The sequence below is a fragment of the Tabrizicola sp. genome (assembly GCF_030694085.1).
GTDB lineage: Bacteria > Pseudomonadota > Alphaproteobacteria > Rhodobacterales > Rhodobacteraceae > Tabrizicola.
On the sequence record NZ_JAUXZE010000073.1, the window covers coordinates 94,508 to 113,069 of the forward strand.

At 66.1% G+C, this 18,562-nt stretch carries 20 protein-coding genes; 9 read left to right on the plus strand and 11 right to left on the minus strand.

Annotation, left to right across the window (positions count from 1 at the left end; genetic code table 11):
• Window positions 1-136 precede the first annotated feature (136 nt).
• Both carA and Q8M85_RS17345 read left to right on the plus strand, forming a co-directional pair.
• Window positions 137-1,288 carry a glutamine-hydrolyzing carbamoyl-phosphate synthase small subunit gene (gene carA / locus Q8M85_RS17340; protein ID WP_305546894.1) on the plus strand — a complete coding sequence of 384 codons (1,152 nt, stop codon included), beginning with the start codon at window positions 137-139 and terminating at the stop codon, window positions 1,286-1,288.
• 63 nt (window positions 1,289-1,351) lie between these two features.
• A complete protein-coding gene (locus tag Q8M85_RS17345) occupies window positions 1,352-3,223 on the plus strand; it encodes a glycosyltransferase (protein WP_305546896.1) in 1,872 nt (623 codons plus the stop codon).
• Between the two features lie 62 nt (window positions 3,224-3,285).
• Here Q8M85_RS17345 and Q8M85_RS17350 read toward each other — a convergent pair whose 3' ends face one another.
• Window positions 3,286-3,921, minus strand: a complete 636-nt coding sequence (locus Q8M85_RS17350; RefSeq protein ID WP_305546898.1) for a GntR family transcriptional regulator — start codon at window positions 3,919-3,921, stop codon at window positions 3,286-3,288.
• A gap of 95 nt (window positions 3,922-4,016) precedes the next feature.
• Between Q8M85_RS17350 and Q8M85_RS17355 the strand changes: the two genes are divergently transcribed.
• From Q8M85_RS17355 to Q8M85_RS17370, 4 genes are all read left to right on the plus strand, one after another.
• A complete protein-coding gene (locus Q8M85_RS17355; protein ID WP_305546900.1) occupies window positions 4,017-4,664 on the plus strand; it encodes a pyrimidine 5'-nucleotidase in 648 nt (215 codons plus the stop codon).
• Between the two features lie 72 nt (window positions 4,665-4,736).
• Window positions 4,737-4,979 carry a hypothetical protein gene (locus Q8M85_RS17360; protein WP_305546902.1) on the plus strand — a complete coding sequence of 81 codons (243 nt, stop codon included), beginning with the start codon at window positions 4,737-4,739 and terminating at the stop codon, window positions 4,977-4,979.
• 76 nt (window positions 4,980-5,055) lie between these two features.
• Entirely contained in the window at window positions 5,056-6,279 is a 1,224-nt protein-coding gene (locus tag Q8M85_RS17365; RefSeq protein ID WP_305546904.1) for a UbiH/UbiF family hydroxylase, read from the plus strand.
• A 256-nt stretch (window positions 6,280-6,535) separates the two neighbouring features.
• Window positions 6,536-6,787 carry a hypothetical protein gene (locus Q8M85_RS17370; protein WP_305546906.1) on the plus strand — a complete coding sequence of 84 codons (252 nt, stop codon included), beginning with the start codon at window positions 6,536-6,538 and terminating at the stop codon, window positions 6,785-6,787.
• A 69-nt stretch (window positions 6,788-6,856) separates the two neighbouring features.
• On the opposite strand, the gene Q8M85_RS17375 is transcribed toward Q8M85_RS17370, so the two are convergent.
• From Q8M85_RS17375 to Q8M85_RS17390, 4 genes are all read right to left on the minus strand, one after another.
• Window positions 6,857-7,981 (minus strand): aminotransferase class V-fold PLP-dependent enzyme, encoded by a 1,125-nt coding sequence (locus tag Q8M85_RS17375; RefSeq protein ID WP_305546908.1) that lies wholly within the window; start codon window positions 7,979-7,981, stop codon window positions 6,857-6,859.
• A 1-nt stretch (window position 7,982) separates the two neighbouring features.
• The gene (locus Q8M85_RS17380; RefSeq protein WP_305546910.1) at window positions 7,983-9,086 is read right to left on the minus strand and encodes a mandelate racemase/muconate lactonizing enzyme family protein; all 1,104 of its coding nucleotides are present in this window, start codon (window positions 9,084-9,086) and stop codon (window positions 7,983-7,985) included.
• A gap of 102 nt (window positions 9,087-9,188) precedes the next feature.
• Window positions 9,189-9,683 (minus strand): Lrp/AsnC family transcriptional regulator, encoded by a 495-nt coding sequence (locus Q8M85_RS17385; protein ID WP_305546913.1) that lies wholly within the window; start codon window positions 9,681-9,683, stop codon window positions 9,189-9,191.
• Entirely contained in the window at window positions 9,680-10,138 is a 459-nt protein-coding gene (locus tag Q8M85_RS17390) for an Lrp/AsnC family transcriptional regulator (RefSeq protein ID WP_305546915.1), read from the minus strand. The genes Q8M85_RS17385 and Q8M85_RS17390 overlap by 4 nt, the downstream gene beginning before the upstream one ends.
• Before the next feature lie 128 nt (window positions 10,139-10,266).
• On the opposite strand from Q8M85_RS17390, the gene ilvC reads away from it, so the two are divergent.
• On the plus strand, window positions 10,267-11,289 hold the full coding sequence (gene ilvC / locus Q8M85_RS17395; RefSeq protein WP_305546917.1) for a ketol-acid reductoisomerase: 1,023 nt from the start codon (window positions 10,267-10,269) through the stop codon (window positions 11,287-11,289).
• 45 nt (window positions 11,290-11,334) lie between these two features.
• On the opposite strand, the gene Q8M85_RS17400 is transcribed toward ilvC, so the two are convergent.
• On the minus strand, window positions 11,335-11,601 hold the full coding sequence (locus Q8M85_RS17400; RefSeq protein ID WP_305546919.1) for a hypothetical protein: 267 nt from the start codon (window positions 11,599-11,601) through the stop codon (window positions 11,335-11,337).
• Between the two features lie 207 nt (window positions 11,602-11,808).
• Here Q8M85_RS17400 and Q8M85_RS17405 point away from each other — a divergent pair, with 207 nt between their 5' ends.
• Both Q8M85_RS17405 and Q8M85_RS17410 read left to right on the plus strand, forming a co-directional pair.
• On the plus strand, window positions 11,809-12,591 hold the full coding sequence (locus Q8M85_RS17405; protein WP_305546921.1) for a hypothetical protein: 783 nt from the start codon (window positions 11,809-11,811) through the stop codon (window positions 12,589-12,591).
• A 108-nt stretch (window positions 12,592-12,699) separates the two neighbouring features.
• On the plus strand, window positions 12,700-13,740 hold the full coding sequence (locus Q8M85_RS17410; protein WP_305546923.1) for a glycosyltransferase 61 family protein: 1,041 nt from the start codon (window positions 12,700-12,702) through the stop codon (window positions 13,738-13,740).
• Between the two features lie 8 nt (window positions 13,741-13,748).
• Here the strand turns inward: Q8M85_RS17410 and Q8M85_RS17415 are convergent, their stop codons facing one another.
• The 5 genes from Q8M85_RS17415 to Q8M85_RS17435 all read right to left on the minus strand — a co-directional run bounded on the left by Q8M85_RS17415 (window position 13,749) and on the right by Q8M85_RS17435 (window position 18,515).
• Entirely contained in the window at window positions 13,749-14,219 is a 471-nt protein-coding gene (locus Q8M85_RS17415) for a hypothetical protein (RefSeq protein ID WP_305546925.1), read from the minus strand.
• Complete coding sequence (locus Q8M85_RS17420) at window positions 14,216-15,028, minus strand: hypothetical protein (RefSeq protein ID WP_305546926.1); 813 nt, start codon at window positions 15,026-15,028, stop codon at window positions 14,216-14,218. The genes Q8M85_RS17415 and Q8M85_RS17420 overlap by 4 nt, the downstream gene beginning before the upstream one ends.
• A gap of 173 nt (window positions 15,029-15,201) precedes the next feature.
• Window positions 15,202-16,545, minus strand: a complete 1,344-nt coding sequence (glmM, locus tag Q8M85_RS17425) for a phosphoglucosamine mutase (RefSeq protein ID WP_305546928.1) — start codon at window positions 16,543-16,545, stop codon at window positions 15,202-15,204.
• Window positions 16,542-17,561: a dihydropteroate synthase gene (gene folP / locus Q8M85_RS17430; RefSeq protein WP_305546931.1), complete on the minus strand. Its 1,020-nt coding sequence runs from the start codon at window positions 17,559-17,561 to the stop codon at window positions 16,542-16,544. Before folP ends, glmM begins: the two co-directional genes overlap by 4 nt.
• A 45-nt stretch (window positions 17,562-17,606) precedes the next feature.
• A complete protein-coding gene (locus Q8M85_RS17435) occupies window positions 17,607-18,515 on the minus strand; it encodes a dihydroneopterin aldolase (RefSeq protein ID WP_305546933.1) in 909 nt (302 codons plus the stop codon).
• Window positions 18,516-18,562: the final 47 nt, after the last annotated feature.

Below are 18,562 nucleotides of genomic sequence, written 5' to 3' on the forward strand. Positions count from 1 at the left end.
GAACCAGCCCGAACCGCAACCGGGACTGATTTGGCCAAACCATTGATTCCCTTTGACAAACCTTTTCGCATCCGCCCTTGACCCTGCGGCCCCCGCCCCTTAGTTTCCGCGCAATTTGCCGAATGGGAGAGTCGCCATGCCTGCGCCGCAGAAGCCTACCGCCTGCCTCGCGCTTGCCGACGGCACCCTTTTTTACGGCCACGGCTTCGGCGCCACCGGCGAGACGGTGGCTGAACTGGTCTTCAACACCGCGATGACCGGCTACCAGGAGATCATGACCGACCCCTCCTATGCGGGTCAGGTCGTGACCTTCACCTTCCCTCACATCGGCAACACCGGCGTCACGCCCGAGGATGACGAGACGGCCACCCCTTCGGCCGCTGGAATGGTGGTCAAGTGGGACCCGACCGAACCCTCGAACTGGCGCTCGACTGGCGAGCTGACCCAGTGGCTGACCCGGATCGGCCGCATCGGCATCGGCGGCATCGACACCCGCCGCCTGACCCGGGCGATCCGCCAGCAAGGTGCTCCGCATGTGGCGCTGGCGCATGACCCCGAGGGCAAGTTCGACATCGAAAAGCTGGTCGCCCGCGCCCGCGCCTGGAAGGGCCTTGTCGGCCTCGACCTCGCCAAGGACGTGACTTGCGCCCAATCCTACCGCTGGGACGAAAAACGCTGGGCCTGGCCCGAGGGCTATACCAAGCGGACCGGTCCCGGCCTGCGCGTCGTCGCCATCGACTACGGTGCCAAACGCAACATCCTGCGCTGCCTCGCATCCGTGGGCTGCGAAGTGACCGTCCTGCCCGCCTCTGCCACCGCCGAGGACGTGCTGGCGCTGAACCCCGAAGGCGTGTTCCTGTCGAACGGCCCCGGCGACCCGGCTGCGACCGGCGCCTATGCCGTGCCGATGATCCAGGGCGTTCTGGCCCGCGACCTGCCCTTGTTCGGCATCTGCCTTGGTCACCAGATGCTGGCCTTGGCCCTTGGCGCCAAAACCCGCAAGATGAACCACGGCCACCACGGCGCGAACCACCCGGTCAAGGACCTGACCACCGGCAAGGTCGAGATCACCTCGATGAACCACGGCTTCACCGTCGACGCCGACACCCTGCCCAAGGGCGTGTCCGAGACCCACGTCAGCCTGTTCGATGGCACGAATTGCGGCATCGCCGTGGACGGCAAGCCGGTCTATTCGGTCCAGTACCACCCCGAAGCCTCGCCCGGCCCCCAGGACAGCTTCTACCTCTTCGAACGTTTCGCCCAGGCCATGCAGGCCCGCCGCGTCTGAGCGGCATTAACGACCTGTTAACCCCCCGCGCGCATGCTGGCGTTCGGAAATTGGGGAATGGGCATGGGTGCCGCCGAACGGATCAGCGTACTGGAATTGCCTCAGGCGGCAGCCCGTGGCCCACGCCGCACCTTTGCCGTCGGCGCCTCGCTGCTGCGCGAAGGTGTCGTTTCACCGGAAGAGATGCTGACCGCGCTCGCCCAACAGGGGCGCGAATCCGGGCGTCTGCCGGATGTGCTGCGCGCGCGTGGCCTTGTGGTGGAACGCGACCTCCTCGGGGTCGATGCGCGGAACTGGGGCCTGCGGCTGGTCGATCTTGATGCGGCCCTGCCCGATCCCCGGCTGATCGACGCGGTTGGCATGCAGGACTGCCTGCGTCACGGCCTTGTGCCCTGGCAGAAGGTCGGCGACGTCACCATCGTCGCGACCTCCCGCCCGGAGGAGTTTCGCCGCCTCCGCCCGATGCTGGAAGACCGCCTTGGCCCCGTTGCCGCCGGCATCGCCTCCTCTCGCGCGATCCTGGGGGCCATCCACGCCCGCCGCGGCGACCTGCTGGCGCGCGCCGCTGAAACCCGCGTGGCCCCTGCCGAAAGCTGCCGCTCCTGGCCGCGCCTGCACCAGTCGCCCCGCGCGATGCTGGTGCTTGGCCTGACCTTCGCCGCCCTCGCCCTTGCGCCCCTTGTCACTGGTCTTGCCGCCCTCGGCTTTGCCGTCTTCTCCCTCGCCTGCCTCGCCACGCTGAAGATCGCCGCCACCATCGCCGCCCTGCGCGCGCCGCTTCCCGGTCCGCAGCCCGCCTCGGACGCCATTCCCACCGTGGTTTCCATCATCGTGGCACTCTACCGTGAGGCGGACATCGCCCCCCGCCTCGTCCGCCGCCTTGCGCGCCTTGACTACCCGGTCGAACTTCTGGACGTCATCCTCGCGGTCGAGGCTGAAGATCACATCACCCTCGATGCACTTGCCAACGCCGAACTGCCGCCCTGGATGCGCGTGGTGATCGTGCCCGAAGGCCAGGTCAAGACCAAGCCCCGCGCCCTGAACCACGCGCTCGACCACGCCCGCGGTGCCATCATCGGGGTCTATGACGCCGAGGACGCGCCCGAGCCCGACCAGCTGATACGTGTCGTCGAACGCTTTCAGCGCTCCGGCCCCGAGGTGGCCTGCCTGCAAGGCATGCTCGATTACTACAACCCCCGCACAAACTGGCTAAGCCGTTGTTTCACTATCGAATATGCCGGCTGGTTCCGCTTGGTCCTGCCGGGTCTGGCCCGTCTGGGGCTGGTCGTGCCCCTGGGCGGAACCACCCTTTTCTTCCGGCGCGAGGTGCTGGACAAGCTGGGCGCCTGGGACGCGCACAACGTGACCGAGGACGCCGATCTCGGCATCCGCCTCGCACGCCACGGCTACCGGACCGAACTGATCGACACCGTCACCCATGAAGAGGCGAACTGTCGCCCGCTTCCCTGGATCAAGCAGCGCTCGCGCTGGATCAAGGGTTACATGATGACCTGGGCCGTCCACATGCGCCAACCGCGGCTTTTGTGGCGGCAGCTAGGACCCAGGGGCTTTCTCGGCTTCCAGGTCCTGTTCCTTGGTACGATCGCGCAGTTCCTGCTCGCCCCCTTGCTGTGGTCGTTCATGCTTCTGCCCTTCGGCTTCGACCACCCGCTTTACGCAGCACTTCCGGTGATCGCCGTCTGGGCCATCGCCGGGATCTTCTTCCTGTCCGAGGCCGCGAACATCTTCATCGGCGCTCTTGGTCTTGGCCGGACGCGGCACAGCCTCAGCCCGCTCTGGGTGCTGACGCTCAAGGTCTATTACCCGCTTGCCTCGCTGGCGGCCTACAAGGGGCTGCTCGAACTCGCGACCCGGCCGTTCTACTGGGACAAGACCACCCACGGCCTATTTGACCATGCCGAGTCCAAGGACTGACTCAGGCCATTCCGGGAAAGCCGCAGGCGGACGCAGGTCACCGACGCATTGGCCCCCAAGGCCTAGCGCATCCGCAACTCACCCGCGTCCACCCGCAACCGCGTCTCAAAGGCCTGGCTGATGTGCGACTTCAAGGCCAGATAGGCCGCATCACCATCCCCCGCCTCGATCGCGGCCACGATCTGCGCATGTTCGTCCAGCGCCACCTCGTCCCGACCTTCGGCGGCAAAAGAGGTGTTCGCCATCAGGGCCATCGACCGATGCACCAGATCCAGCTGCTGCACCAGAAACCGGTTGTGGCTGGCCAGATGGATCTGCTTGTGGAACCGCTTGTTCGCCCGGGACAAGGCGCGCGGATCGCCGCCCAGAAGCGCCCGGTCCTCGGCAACCATGCTTTTCAGCACCCGCACTTCCTCGGGCGTCGCATGGCGCGCGGCCAGACGTGCCGCCAGCCCCTCCAGTTCGGTCCGCACTGCGTAAAGCTCGGCCAGCTGGTTGTGGTCCAGCGAAGCCACGATCAGGCTCCGCCCGTCGCGGGTCAGCATCGCCTGGGTCTCCAGCCGTTGCAGCGCCTCCCGCACCGGAGTCCGGCTCACGCCCAACCGCTCGGCCAGTTCGCTTTCGACCAGCCGGTCGCCGGGCTTGTAGACCCCGGCCTCGATCGCTTCCATGATCAGCGTATAGGCGTCTTTCTGCACGTGCCGTCCCTTACCTTGTGCCGCGGACCATAAGCCGCCCGCCCCCCCGCGATCAACCCTTCCAAACGCCGCTGCCCTGCCCTACACCGAAGCCCATGCCGAAACAGGATTTCAGCCATGTCGCCACCTGGGTCTTCGACCTGGACAACACGCTCTACCCGCCCCACATGCGCCTCTTCGACCAGATCGAAGTGCGGATGACCGACTGGGTGATGCAGGCGCTGCAGGTCGACCGGGCGCGGGCAGACCACCTGCGTGCCTATTACTGGCGGACCTACGGCACCACGCTGGCGGGCCTGATGCGCGAGCATGGCGTCGACCCTGGCCCCTACCTGACGGACGTCCACGACATCGACTTTTCGGTCCTGTCGCCCGACCCCAGCCTCGCGCGATCCATCGCCCATCTTCCCGGCCGCAAGATCGTCTACACCAACGCCTGCGCCCCCTATGCCGAGAAAGTCCTTGCGGCGCGTGGACTTGCAGGTCTTTTCGACGGCATCTACGGCGTCGAGCATGCCGAGTTTCACCCCAAGCCGGACGCCCAGGCCTTCGCCACCGTCTTTGGCAAAGACGGCCTTGACCCCTCACGCGGCGCCATGTTCGAGGATGATGCCCGCAACCTTGCCGTGCCGCACGCACTTGGCATGCGCACCGTTCACGTCGCCCCCGCGCCCGAACCGGCCAACCACATCCACCACCACACGTCCGACCTCGCAGCCTTCCTGGCCCGTCTGGTGGAGTGACACTCCGCCACATCGCCCTCGCGCGACGAGGCCCTAAATGTGAACGCAGTCTCCCGTGACCAGGATGCCGCAATGACCCTTGCCACCGCCAATCCCCCCAGCGCCTTTGGCCGCCTTGCCCGCGCCACTCCGGTCGTAGGCCAGGTGATCCGTGACATCGAGCGCGACACCAGCAGCATCTACTACCTTCTGGTCATCGTCCTGACTGCCGTGGTGCTGGGCATCCAGACCTGGGGCCTGCCTGCCCTGGTCCTGACCGCGCTGGCGCTTGTCCCGGTGATGTTCGTCCTGTTGGTCCTGATCGCCCGGCCATAGCGCATCGGACCCTGAGGCGTCCTGTCCTCTGGTCCCCCGTGCCGCCACAGCCTATGCTGACCGATGGAGGGCCGACATGCGCGAAACCACCGATATCCTGATCTCTGGCGGCGGCGTTGCCGGGTTGACGGCCGCTTGCGCCCTTGGCTCTGCCGGGTTCCGCGTGATCTGCGTCGATCCCGCCCCGCCGATCACGGAAAGCGACGCTCACGGCGCAGACTTGCGCACGACCGCCTTCCTGCAACCCTCGATCCCGGTCCTGCAGGGCGCGGGACTCTGGTCCCGCCTCGAACCCCATGCAGCCCCGCTTCAGGTCATGCGGATCATCGACGCTGGTGGAGAGAATCCCGAGGCCCGACTGATCAAGGACTTCGACGCCGCCGACATCTCTGACGAGCCCTTCGGCTGGAACCTGCCCAACTGGCTCTTGCGCCGCGAGATGGTGGCCCGGCTCTCCGGGTTGTCCAACGTCGGCTTCCGTCCCGGCGTCGGCTTCACCCGCATGCTGACCCGCGATACCGAGGCTCTGGTGACCCTGTCCGACGGCACCCAGGTTTCGGCCAAGCTGGTGATCGGGGCCGACGGTCGCACATCTCCGGTCCGCGAGGCCCTGGGGATCGCCGCCAGGACCACCCGATATGGCCAGAAGGCGCTGGCCTTCGCCGTCACCCATGCGATCCCGCACCACAACGTCTCGACCGAGGTCCACCGCTCGGGAGGTCCCTTCACCCTGGTTCCCCTGCCCGACCGCGACGGCCGGCCGGCCTCGGCCGTGGTCTGGATGGAAAGCGGGCCCGAGGTCGCGCGTCTTGCCTCCCTGCCCGTGTCTGCGTTCGAGTCCGAGATGACCACGCGTTCCTCAGGCATCTTGGGTCATCTGACACTTGTCAGCCGCCGTTCGGTCTGGCCGATCATCAGCCAGATCGCTGACCGCCTGTCGGGACCTCGCACCGTCCTGATGGCCGAGGCCGCGCATGTCGTGCCCCCGATTGGCGCGCAAGGCCTGAACATGAGCCTTGCCGACCTTGCATCGCTTCTGGACCTGGTCCGCACTCACTCCGCCGACCCCGGCGTGCCCGCCGTGACCGAAGCCTTCCACCGCGCCCGGCACCTTGAGGTCAGGGGCCGTGTCACCGGCATCGACCTACTGAACCGCGCCTCGATGGCCGGGTCCCCTGTCCTGCGCGATCTCCGCGCCAAGGCACTGGACGCGCTTTATTCGGCCAGCCCCATCCGCCACTCACTGATGCGGGCCGGGCTCGGCGCTGGCGGAAAATCTGCTACGTCCACGCGCGACTGAAGTTTCGTGCATTTTTGCACATACCTCTGTCAACATCACGACGCGGCTCCTCCCGACTGAAACATGTGAACGATAAGCCGGCCACCTAACGCGATTGCTTCTGGAAATCGCGGGGTTCGCCGCACAAGGCGCACGTGAGTTCACATTCCAGAGACAGCACGCGACAAAGCCGTGATTTCCCTTTTCCTCGGCCAGACCCCAATTCTCCTTCACCGCCCCACGGTGGGGCAGGACGAAAGAAACCAAGGATTACAAGATGAAAAGCTTCGCTCTCGCCACCGCTCTCGTTGTCGCTTCCGCCTTCACCGCATCGGCCCAGGAGGCCGCCCCGGTCGCACTGTCGTCTGCAATCCAGTCGCAGATCCTGAACTGGGTGCCGGATGCCGATCTGTCGAACCTGACCAACTCGCAGTATGCCCGCATCGTCACGCTGTTCTCGAAGTCCGAGAACCTGCGCGCCGGCGAAGATCCCGTCAACCAGGTCAAGGTTATCCTGAACGCGCAGTGATCGCGAACTCTGCCGTAACGCACAGGCCGGAGAGCTCCCCTCCGGCCTGTGTATTCGTCTAGGGACCGTTCAAAGAACCGCGTCGACCGCCCGCTGCAGCCGTGCCACGGTCGCGTCGACGTCCTTCAGCTTGTCCAGACCGAACAGCCCCAGCCGGAAAGTCTTGAACTCCGGTCCCTCGCCAACCTGCAACGGCACCCCCGCTGCAATCTGCAATCCCTCGGCCCGAAACTTGGCACCGTTCTGCACGTCGGGATCACTGGTGTAGCTCACCACCACTCCCGGCGCCTGGAAGCCGTCGGCGGCGACCGAAGCCACCCCCTTCGCCGCCAGCATCGCCCGCACCGCGCGCCCCAGCGCCCATTGCGCGGCCTTCGCTTCCTCGAACCCCATCGCCTCCGTCTCGACCATTGCGTCCCGGAATCCGACGATGGCATCCGTCGGCATCGTCGCATGATAGGCATGGCCACCCTTCTCGTAGGCCTCCATGATCACGCGCCACTTCTTCAGATCCAGCGCAAAGCTGTTCGACGCGGTCTCGCCCAGCCGCACCTCTGCCGCTGGGGACAGCACCACGACACCCGCCGAGGGTGAAGCCGACCACCCCTTCTGCGGCGCGCTGATCAGCACATCGACCCCGGTCGCCGCCATGTCCACCCAGATGCAGCCCGACGCGATGCAGTCCAGCACCATCAGCGCCCCCACTTCATGGGCCGCTGTCGCCATCTGCGCGATGTAGTCGTCGGGCAGGATGATCCCCGCACTCGTCTCGACATGCGGGGCAAAGACCGCCTCTGGGCGAACCTCGCGGATCTTGGCCACCACCTCGTCGATGGGGGGCGGCGCATAGGGCGCACGGGCATCGTTCCCGGTCTGCCGCGCCATCACCACGGTCGTCTCGCCCGCGAAGCCGCCCGCTTCGAAGATCTGCGTCCAGCGATAGCTGAACCAGCCGTTTCGCACGATCAGCACCCGGCCCTTGCCGAACTGCCGCGCCACGGCCTCCATCGCGTAGGTGCCGCCACCCGGGACCAGCGCCACCGCCGAGCCCTTGTAGACCTCCGTCAGCATCCCCGACAGGTCGCGCATGACGTGCTGAAACCGCGCCGACATATGGTTCAGCGAGCGGTCGGTAAAGACGACCGAAAACTCCTCAAGCCCCTCGGGGTCGATATGGGCGTGCAATCCGGGCATCTCAGGTCCTTTCCGAAACTCGGTGGCGGGCCTTTGCCAGCCAGTCAGGGTTGATTTCGACGCCCCAGCCGGGCGCATCGGTCACGGTAACGTGGCCGCCGTCGACAGCATAGGGTGCTCCCAGGAAAAGTCCCTCCTGCCAAGGATAATAATCCGGCCCCTCGATCGAAAGCTCCAGATACTTCCCTGCATTGGGGATCGCGCGCAGAAGATGCATGGTGCACATCGTCACCAGTCCCAGGTTCGCCGCGTGGGGCGTGATTGGCAGACCGGCGCGTTCGCCCATCCGGCAGACTTCCAAGGTCCGATACATGCCGCCAAGATACATGATGTCGGGTTGCAGAATATCCACCGCCTGGTGCTCGATGGCCAGTTGCCAGGCGGACAATTCGCAATCCTGCTCGCCCCCGGCCACGTCAAGGGACAGCGCCGCGCGCACCTCTGCCGTCTGGTCGACCTCCCAATAGGGACAGGGTTCCTCGAAATGAGTGATGCCGTGGTCCTCCAGCATCCGGCCGACCGCGATGGCCCGCTTTGACGAATAGCAGGAATTTCCATCAACCAGTTTCTCAACACTGTCTCCGAGCGCCTTGGAAACAATGGGAATAACAGATTCCGTCCGCCCCGGCCATTCATCCTGGTCACGCCCACATTCCGCACCGACGCGCCACTTGAAGGCATCAAAACCGAAGTCATCCCGCAGCTTGACGAACCGCGCAGCCTCGTCCTCGGGCGTGATGTCGCGCTTCATCGATGAGGCATAGGCCCGCACGCGGCCGGGCGAGCCGCCCAGAAGCGATACGACAGGCTTGCCCGCAACCTGCCCCCGCAGATCCCAGACTGCGGTGTCCAGCCCCGCCTGCGCCCGCCGCAGGTAGCTGCCGGGGAACTTGTGCTCGCGCTCGTAGATGCGGCGCAGCGTGTCCTCAAGATCCTCGACGCAGGTGCCCAAGGCATGGGGGGCGACCTGGCGGTGGAAGATTTCTGCTGTCAGGTCCGCCTGATAGGTAGATGTCTGGCCCCAGCCCACATCGCCCGTGTCAGCCGTGACCTTGACGAAACAGACGAAGGGCGTGTCGAAGGTTTCCAGCTTGGCGATCTTCATGGTCTCTCCCGGACTGCTCGTCGTGCGACTTCGTCTTCTCCTCGCAAGGCGACGAGCGCATGAAATGCGACGAGGAGCGACCCCGATCCTAGACGCGGAAGATCACGCTTTCCCGACCGTTTCCGCCATGCCAAGAGGTCCAGGGCGACGCTCCTCGGTCAGAAGAACATTCGCCTCGACGTTCCCCACCCCCGGCAGCGTCATGATCCGGCGTCGCAGGACCCGCTCGAAATCCGCGATGTCGCGGGCGACGACGCGCAGGCGATAGTCGAAAAGCCCCAGCACGTGCTGCACGACCTGCACCTCGGGAATAGCCTGCACCGCCCGCTCGAAATCCTCCAGACTGACCCGGCCCTTGGTCGCGAGCTTCACGCCCAGAAAGACCGTGACCCCAAATCCCAGCTTCTCTCGGTCCACGTCCACCACCAGGCCCTGCAGCACCCCCGCCTCCTCCAACCGGCGCACCCGCCGCCAGGCTGCGGGCTGCGACAGGCCCAGACGGCGGCCAAGTTCCCCGGCCGACAGCGTGCCCTCGGCGGAAAGCGCCCGCAGTATCGCCCGGTCGGTATCGTCAAGGTCGAGCGCGCCGTAAGTCACAGCGGCAGCCCTCCGGTTTCCTTGATGGTCGACACCAGCATCAGCGCCTCGACCTCGGCGATATGCGGCAGTGTCAGGATTCGGTCGCGGTAGATCCCGGTCCAATGTCCCATGTCGCGGGCAATCACGTTCAGGCGGACATCGACCCGGCCCAGGAAGGTCTCGATCGAGGTCACTTCGGGCACCCCCCGCGCCGCCGCAATGAACTCGTCGAAGGCACGCTGGTTGGTCTTGTCCAGCGTGAAGCGGAGGCTGACCTCGACCTCATACCCCAGCGCCCGCCAATCGATCCGCGCCCCCTCGCTGCGGATCACCCCCGCCTGGCGCAGTCGATCCAGCCGACGCCAGAGCGTCGCCCCGGTGACCCCTGCACGGTCCGCCAGCACGGCCCGCTCCAGCCCAGGCTCGGCCAGCCAGTGACGCAGGATGCGGCGGTCGGTATCGTCCAGCTGCATGATTTAGCCGACAAATTTGATTATGACGCATGATCTTTTGCAGATTGCGGCAATAATGTCAAAGATTGCACGGTCCTGTTGGCAAAAATCCCTACTTTGCCCCCATCAACAGCAAAGGGAGACGCCAAATGCGCGTTTACTACGACCGTGACTGCGATGTGAACCTGATCAAGGACAAGAAAGTCGCCATCCTGGGCTACGGCAGCCAGGGCCATGCCCACGCGCTGAACCTTCGCGATTCGGGTGCGAAGAACGTCGTTGTCGCCCTCCGCCCTGGTTCGGCCTCCGCCAAGAAGTGCGAAGCCGAAGGTCTGAAGGTCATGGACATCGCCGCCGCCGCCGCCTGGTGCGACCTGATCATGTTCACCATGCCCGACGAGCTTCAGGCCGAGACCTACAAGAAATACGTCCACGACAACCTGCGTGAAGGCAGTGCCATCGCCTTCGCCCACGGCCTGAACGTGCATTTCGGCCTGATCGAGCCGAAGAAGGGCGTCGACGTCATCATGATGGCCCCGAAAGGCCCCGGCCATACCGTCCGCGGCGAATACACCAAGGGCGGCGGCGTGCCGTGCCTCGTCGCCGTCCACCAGGACGCGACGGGCAAGGCGATGGAAATCGGCCTGTCCTACTGCTCGGCCATCGGCGGCGGGCGGTCCGGCATCATCGAGACCAACTTCCGCCAGGAATGTGAAACCGACCTCTTCGGTGAACAGGCCGTGCTGTGTGGCGGACTTGTCGAGCTGATCCGCATGGGCTTTGAAACCCTGGTGGAAGCCGGCTATGAGCCCGAAATGGCCTATTTCGAGTGCCTGCACGAAGTGAAGCTGATCGTGGACCTGATCTACGAAGGCGGCATCGCCAACATGAACTACTCGATCTCGAACACCGCCGAATATGGCGAATACGTCTCCGGCCCGCGCATCCTGCCCTACGCCGAAACCAAGGCCCGGATGAAAGAGGTTCTGACCGACATCCAGACCGGCAAGTTCGTGCGCGACTTCATGCAGGAGAACGCCGTCGGCCAGCCGTTCTTCAAGGCGACCCGCCGGATCAACGACGAACACCAGATCGAACAGGTCGGTGAAAAGCTGCGCGCCATGATGCCCTGGATCTCCAAGGGCAAGATGGTGGACAAGGCCCGCAACTGAGCCTCAACCAACACCGAAAGGGCGCCCCAGCGGGCGCCCTTTTTCCTACGGCTCGTCGCGGCGCAGCATCTGCCGCCGCACTTGGGCCACCGGCACCCGCGCCAGTTCCATCCGCCGCACGACCCGCAGCCGGTCTTCCAGCGGCAAGAGGAACGCCACCCCGCCATATTTGCCGTCCTTCGCCAGGCTGGACACCGGCGCATTCGGATCGCGCATCCGGTCCTTGGTCCTCTCCTTGCTGATCAGCGCCAGGACCCCAACGGCCAAGAGAGTGAACAGCGAAAGGAAAGGCACGATTCCACCATCGAACATCCTTGCCTCCTAGGTCAAAAGGCACCCCACGGTGCCATCGAAAGACCAACCGCCCTGGGCCCACCCCGGTTCCCTGGCCACCGTTTTCCTTTGTATTCCCGCCCCGCCTTTGGCACCTTTGCGCCGGCAGGGCGCAGGGGGCAGGATGCGGATCAAGGACTTGGCACGGCGGGTCGCGCATGATCCGTCAACAGGACGCAGCACCTGATGGCCACCGTTCTCATCCTGATGCCGACTGGCGGCCAGGTCGACACGCCCGCAATGCTCAGCCTGATCGGGCTGACCCAGGCGATGGCCCGCCGCAAGGTCGCCTTCGCGATCAAGACCTGGGAATGGTCCGACCTCGTCATCTCGCGCAATTACCTGATGTCGTACTTCCTGGCGCAAAAGCAGTTTACCCATGCGCTGCTTCTCGACAGCGACATGAGCTACCCGGCCGAGCTTTTCTTCGACCTCCTGGACTTCGACGCCGACTTCACCTGCGCACCCTACCCCCAGCGACAGATGCGCTGGCAGGCCTTCCGCAGCCTGATCGAAGCCGAAGCGTCAAAGCCCGAGGCCGACCGCGCCGCGACCGCCGACCTTCTGGCCCGTTCGCTGCGCTACAATGTCGCCGAGACCTTCGAAGCGGGCCAACCCTGGCCGCATGAGGCACGGGGCGGCTTCCGCAAGGTCCCCGGCGTCGGCACCGGCTTCCTCCTCCTCCGCCGCGCCGTGCCCGAGCGCATGGTCGACACCGGCACCGCGAAAGCCGTTCCCGGCTTCAACGGGCCCGGCTACCCCGGCGCCGATTTCCACGACTTCTTCAGCCACCTGCGCGGGCGCGACGGCCAGGTCATGCACGGCGAGGACACCTCGTTCTGCCGCCGCTGGATCGAGGGCTGCGGCGGCGAGATCTGGTGCCACGAGACCGCGAAGATCACCCACCACGGCAGCCTCGCCTATCCTGGTGACTATGCTCTTGCCCGGAAAATGGGCAAACCGGACTGAATTTCCCGGCGTGGCGGGGCGGCTCCGGCTTACCACAGTCGAAGACTCCCCGAATCCCTCGAAATGTGGCAGTTTTCTCGAAAGAGGGCTTCGTGAGGGATGTAGTTGGTGCGACTGGTTGCCCGGTTTTCTCCCCTGACCGCCCCGGTGCTGCAACGACTGCTTGGACCCGGCCAGCCCGAGACGCAGGTCCTGCACCCCGCCGAAACCGTCCCGGTGAAACCGCCCGCATGCCTTGACGGTATGTTGGAGCGCGTGACCGGAACCGACGAACATTCGACCATCGCCTATCACATGCAAGTGGCCCGCGAGACGACCGTCACCCATGCCCCCGTCCTGCGGCATGTCTGGCGCGCGGCGCTGGTCCGCCGGCACGGCTTTGCGACCTGGCGCAAGCATGAACGCTACGGCAAGAGCTTCGGACTGTCCGACATTGTCCGGCCGGTGGCGCAGGTGCCGGTCCTGCGCTATTGCCACAGCTGGGTCAGCTGGCGCTACTTCGGGCATTGGCTGACCGATTCCATCCCGACCGCCCTGATCGAACCCGACTCCGGCGCACTCTGGATGCCGCATGATCCGACCTGGGCGCATTGCCCCGGATATCTCGACGCGCTGGCGCTGCCCGCCCTGCCCGACCGGCCGGTTCTGACCGACCAGCTTGTCACCTACCAGGATTTCGGACAGGGAAGCCACAAGGTCGCCCGCTACAACCGCATCCGGGACCAGCTTCAGGCCCGGTTCGGCAGGCCTGGGGAAACGGCTGTCTATCTCCGCCGTGGCCGGACCGGGGCGCCACGCTGGATCGCGAACGAGGACGCCCTTGTCGAAGCGCTGCTTGCCCGGAACTGGCAGGTGATCGACATTGCCGGCACCTCGGTCGAGACGATGCAGCGTGCGCTTTGCCCCGCGAAGATCGTGGTCAGCATCGACGGCAGTCATCTTGACCACGCCCACCTGTCGCTTCGGCCCGGCAGCAAGATGGTGGTCCTGGTGCCGCAGGACCGCTTTACCATGCGCCAGGTCGGACTTTCCCGTGCCCATGACGTTGCCCCTGGATTCGTGGTGGTGAATGGCTCGGTCCAGACCGGCTATCACGCCGATCTCGACGAAATCCTGCGCACCCTGGACCTGACGGATGCAGCGGCCTGATCACCACGTCATTCGGCCTGACCCGACCAGCCCTTGCCGGGCGTCCAGGCCCAGACCTCCCCGGCCTCGCCCGTTGGATCGGCTTCCAGGACCGCCATCCCCGGGGCCGCCCCGGGCGTCAGGGCCTGGCAGGTCGTCACCGGCCCGTCGGACATCGGCGGGTCGTCCAGCGTCACCGCCCAGTAGGCCCGGGCATCGCCTGTCTCGCAGCTATGCGTTCCCGTGACCTCGACCAGCAGCACCGGCTGGCCGACCAGCGCCACGCTGTCCGCGTCGCCCGGAAAGCCCAGGATGGCCACATCCGCGCCCGAGAGGACCGGGATCTGCTCCTCGTCCAGGCCGACGGTCATGATCTCGATCGTGCCGACGACAGCGATTTTCACCTGCTTGCCACTGATGATGTGCGTCTCGTCCCGCATCTCGGCCTGGGCCGCGGGTGCCAAAGCAGCCAGACCCGCTGCCAGTAAAGTCGCCCTCATTCCCCGACCGCACCGCGCAGCGCCGCCATTGCCTCGGCCGGCCAATGCGTCGTGTCTGCAGGCCAGAGCCGCGGTTCGATCTCGCCCGCGACATGCCAGACCGCAAAGACACCCTCGGTCGCCGGATGCAGGTAAAGCAGCGCCCAGTCGGCATCGCAGGTGAACTTCAGGCACGCCTGGCCCAGATAGCCCTCGGCCGTCAGATCCCCCGAACCAAGGTCCGAGATGCGCTCGGCAAAGATGGGATAATCCGCGCCCAGGCCCGTCTCCAGCGCGGACAAGACCGGCCCGACCTTCATCGCATCGACCGGGTGCGATTGTGCGAGGTCCGCAACCGCCTGCCACCCCGCGCCTGGATCGGCGCTGAAGTCCTCGGGCAAGGCCTCGGTCAGGCCGGTCACCGGGTTCCAGACCCAGACCTCCCCCGGCTCGGACAGAGGCTCGGTTGCGAAAACCAACGCCTCGGGCTGCACCTGCACGGCAAACTCCCGACAGCTGTCCAGCGGGCCGAACAGCGCCGCGGAGGCGCCTTCGGGCAGCGCCAGCACAAAGGGCGCAGCCCCGCAGGCATTGCCGCCCGAACCGGCGACGCCGGTAACCACCGTGACTCCGCCCACGACCGGCACGGCCTCGTCCAGATAGATCACTCCGTTCTCGTGCAGCACCTCGCCATCGACGACCAGCGCCGCGCCGCCCATGCCGTCGTCCTTGATCGCGATCAGATGCCCGGCAACCGATCGTTCCTGCGCCAGACCGGCCTGCGCCCAAAGCACCGCCAGCACCCCTGCCGCCTGTCCCAGTTTCCGCATGTCCTGCCTCGCGTCGTTGCTTTCCCGCCGCAGAGTGCCCCCGACCCACGTCCTCGCGCCAGAGCGGAAAGCCTGACCTTTCGGCCTCCGGGCAATTCTTAAGACCAGATTAACGCGAAAAGGCAAACCATTGTTTCAACTGACAAAAGCAAAGATGTCCACCGTGGACAGCGTCAGACGGCCGCCTCCACCGCGCCCACGATTTCGTCGACCACGGCAGCCAGCAGGGCCTCGTCCTCACATTCCGCCATGACCCGGATCAGCGGCTCTGTCCCGGATTTGCGGATCAGGATGCGCCCCAACCCCTCGATCCGCTGCTCGCTCGCCCGGATCACCTCCTGGACCGAGGCGACCTCCAGCGGCTTGGCCCCGGCCGAGAACCGCACATTCTTCAACATCTGCGGGACGGTCTCGAACGACCGCGTCAGCTCCGACGCAGGCCGCCCGGTCCGCACCATCTCGGCCAGGAACTGCAACCCCGCGACCAGCCCATCCCCGGTCGTCGCATAATCGGTCATCACGATGTGCCCGGATTGCTCACCCCCCAGGTTGAAGCCCCCCTCGCGCATCCGTTCGACGACGTAGCGGTCGCCCACCGCCGTCCGTTCCAGCCGCAGGCCGCGACCCGCCAGGAACCGCTCCAGCCCCAGGTTGGACATCACCGTGGCGACCAGCGCCCCACCCGAAAGCCGCCCCTCCTCGGCCCAGCGGGCCGCCAGAAGCGCCATGATCTGATCCCCGTCCGCGACGCGGCCCGTCTCGTCCAGGATCATGATCCGGTCGGCGTCGCCATCCAGGCTGATCCCGACATGCGCCCCGTGCGACACGACGGCCTCGGCAGCGGTCTCGGTGTGCGTCGACCCGCAGCGGTGATTGATGTTTGTCCCATTCGGATGGACGCCGACCGGGATCACTTCGGCCCCCAGTTCCCACAGCACCTCGGGCGCCGCCTTGTAGGCAGCCCCGTTCGCGCAATCGATCACCACCTTCAATCCGTCCAGGCGCAGGCCGTTGGGGAAGGAGGTCTTGACGAATTCCTGATACCGGCCCCGCCCGTCCTCGATCCGCTTCGCCCGCCCGATGTTCTCCGGCTTGGCAGGCTGGATCTCGCCCTCGACCATCGCCTCGATCTCGGCTTCGGCACTGTCCGAAAGCTTGAAGCCATCCGGCCCGAAGAACTTGATCCCGTTGTCCTGGTGCGGGTTGTGGCTGGCGCTGATCATCACCCCCACATCCGCCCGCATCGACCGCGTAAGATACCCCACCGCGGGCGTAGGCACCGGACCCAGCAGGAGAACATTCATCCCCGTCGAGCAGAACCCCGCCGTCAGCGCGTTCTCCAGCATGTAGCCAGACAGCCGGGTGTCCTTGCCGATCACCACCCGATGCGCCGATGACCCATCCCGGCGGAAATACCGCCCTGCCGCTGCCCCCAGCTTCAAAGCAAGTTCCGCCGTCATCGGCCAGCTGTTCGCACGCCCCCGGACGCCATCGGTACCAAACAGCTTGCGGCTCATGCCTCGTCCTCCAGATGATCGGTGTTCATCGCCTGCCACAATCGCAGGGCCTGCCTTGTCTCGGGCACGTCATGCACGCGGACGATCTGCGCCCCTTGCGCCACCCCTGCCAGTGCAGTGGCGATGGACCCCGGCGCCCGGCTCTCTGGCGCATCGGCCTGCCCGATCCTTCCGATGAACCGCTTGCGCGAGGTGCCAAGCAGAATCGGGCAGCCAAGCCCGTGGAACAGCGCCAGGCCGCGCAGCAAGGCAAGGTTGTGCGCTTCCGTCTTCCCGAAGCCGATGCCCGGATCAAGCACGATCCGTGCCCGGTCGATCCCCAACGCCTCGGCCCGTGCGAGGCGGGTTGCAAGCGCGTCGTAGACGTCCAGCAGGACGTCTCCATAATGCGGATTGTCCTGCATCGTTGCGGGCACGCCCTGGGCATGCATCAGGACGACCGGCACGTTCCGCTGCGCTACCAATGGCCCTAACGCCGGATCGAAGTCGAAGGCCGAGACGTCATTCACGATGGAGGCACCGGCCTCAAGCGCCGCTGCAGCGACCAGAGCCTTGCGGGTGTCGATGGAAATCGGCGCAGTCAGTCCCCCGTCCCGCAGCGCCCGGATCACCGGGGCGGTGCGGTCGATCTCCTCCTCGACCGGGACCTCAACTGCACCGGGACGGGTGCTTTCGCCGCCGATGTCAATGATCTCGGCCCCTGTCGCCATCGCGCGGGCCTGCGTCCCGGCGGCCTCGGCCCCCAGGAACTTGCCACCGTCGGAAAAGCTGTCCGGCGTCACGTTCAGGATGCCCATCAGCCGCGGCCGGTCCATCGCCACCCCGGCAAAGTCGGGTCGACGCGCGGTCAGCCGGTGCAGAACCGATGCGGGGACTTCTGACGCGGGAACGATCCGGGCCGCCGCGGCGCGCGACAGGACCTCGACCCGGTCAAACCAGCACCAGCCACCGGCCAGCACGAAAGCCGCTGCCGGACGGGCGGGATCGGTCATCGCGATGGGGCGGAAGTATTCCATGCCCCCGGAGTGGCCGATGGTCCGCCGCTTTTCAAGGGGGAAGCTTCAGGCGCGCCGCACCGGAACGCGGCTTCCTGCCGGGACTGCAACGTCGCCGTGAACAACCAGCGCCGAGGCCGACATTGTTTCCGCCAGCCACAGGGCAAGGCTGACCGGCTCGGATCCCTTCGGCCCGTCCACGGCATCCAGCACCAGCTTTGATGGTGCCCAGACGACCGATTGCCCGCGCTTGATCGCCCAGTCGATTTCCGTCCGCGTCGCCACCACCACGCAGCGCGGGTCGCGGGCGGCAAGGGTCCAGGCGTTCTGCTCCATTGCCAGCAGATCCACCCGGCGCTGGGTCGGCTTGTGGCCGGTCACCGGGCGCGGCAGGTCGGGCAGTCCGACCGCCAGGATCAGTGGCAGCCCCTCGGCCAGCAGCGCATCCAGCCGGGCCGAAAGGTCGGGCGCATGGATCGACAGGTTGTCAAGATAGACGACCAGCGGATGCACCGCCTCCATCCCTTCGTCGCCGGCCTTCTGCACCGGGCGTTCAGCGCGCGACCGAACGATCTCGACCCCCAGGGCATAGGGGCCGATGTCCAGCTTCTCGATCCGCACGAAGACCCGCATGGCAGCGGGCTCGGCCAGAATTCGCTCGGCCACCCGTTCGGCCAGCGTTTCCAGAAGGTTCAACCGCTCGGCCGCAAGTTCCGCGTCGATCGCCTCGGTGATCCGGTCGTATGAGAGGATGCGGTCGACGTCATCGTCCAGCGGCTCGGTGACCGGCCGGACTTCGACCACCACGTTGAAGCGCAAACGCTGCTTGTGGCCGCGCTCTTTCTGGAACGCCCCGATATCGGCTTCGACCACATGGTCGCGCAAACTGATCCGGTCGCGCGGGGCAGCCCCTGCCGAGGCCTCGGCCCGATCTTCGGGATGGGCGAAGGCAAGCTCGATATCGGACATGGTCATGGGCGCCTCCGCAGTTCCGCCCGTCATAGCATGCAGCGCGCGGTGGC